The organism is Candidatus Oleimmundimicrobium sp. (genome assembly GCF_030651595.1).
Classification (GTDB): Bacteria; Actinomycetota; Aquicultoria; order UBA3085; family Oleimmundimicrobiaceae; genus JAUSCH01.
The window spans coordinates 1-1,137 of sequence record NZ_JAUSCH010000013.1 but is presented as its reverse complement, the minus strand read 5'-3'; the positions used below and the strand labels follow the sequence as shown (position 1 = coordinate 1,137).

Sequence of the window (1,137 nt, the reverse complement as noted above, 5' to 3'; positions counted from 1 at the left end):
CCCGCGCCCCTGTCAGCAAGCCCCTGTCAGCAAGCCTCAGTTTCCGGGCAGCAGCTTGCCGGGGTTCATAAGTCCATCGGGGTCAAGCGCGGCCTTGATCGCGCCCATCACGTCCCAGGCCTGGCCGTGTTCGGCCCGCATGTATTTGGTCTTGCCCATGCCGATCCCGTGTTCGCCGCTCACCGTTCCGCCCAGTCTGAGCGCGCGTTCGGCCATGTTCGCGGCCAGGGTCTGCGCGCGGTTCCATTCATCCGCATTGCCGGCGCGCGGCAAGAGCAGCGCGTGGAAATTGCCGTCGCCCACATGGCCGACGATCGGCCCCGGAATGCCGCTGGCGGCGATTTCGGCGGCGGTTTCCTCGACCGCCTCGGCCAGGCGCGAGATCGGCACGCAGATATCGGTGGTGATCGGCGCGCACCCCGGGTTGGCGGCCATCATCGCCCGGTAGGCATTGTGGCGCATTGCCCAGAGCGCGGTGCGCTCCTCGGCCTTGCTGGCCCAGCGAAAGCCGGAGGCGCCGAAGTCAGCGGCGATCTCGCCAAAGCGCGCGGCCTGCTCGGTCACCCCTGCCGCCGATCCGTGGAATTCGACCATCAGATGCGGCGCATCGGGCCAGCCGGCCTGCGATTGCGCGTTGAAGGCCGAAGCCGAGGCCTGGTCGACGAATTCGATCCGCGCCATCGGGATACCGGACTGGATGGTGGCGATCACCGCATCCACCGCGCCTGCCATGTCGCCAAAGGCGCAAACCGCGGTGCTGACCGCCTCGGGCTGGCCATGCAGCTTCAGCGTCAGTTCGGTGATCAGCCCCAGCGTGCCCTCGGCCCCCACCATCAGCCCGGTCAGGTCGTAGCCGGTCGAGGATTTGGGCGCGCGCGTGCCGGTGCGGATGATGCGCCCGTCGGCCAGCACCACTTCCAGACCCAGCACATTGGCGCGCATCGTCCCGTAACGCACCGCCGTGGTGCCCGAGGCGCGGGTCGAGGCCATGCCGCCGAGCGAGGCATTCGCCCCCGGATCGACCGGAAAGAACAGCCCCGTTGCGCGCAATTCGGTGTTCAGCGCCTCGCGGGTGAGGCCGGGCTGGACCACGGCCACCATGTCCTCGGGCCGGACTTCCAGCACCTTGTCCATGCG

Annotated in this window: 1 protein-coding gene; it reads right to left on the bottom strand. The window is 68.9% G+C overall.

What is annotated here, in order from left to right; translation table 11 throughout:
* Nucleotides 1-36 precede the first annotated feature (36 nt).
* On the bottom strand, nucleotides 37-1,137 hold a 1,101-nt coding region (locus tag Q7U95_RS01390), incomplete at its 5' end, for an FAD-linked oxidase C-terminal domain-containing protein (RefSeq protein ID WP_308751491.1).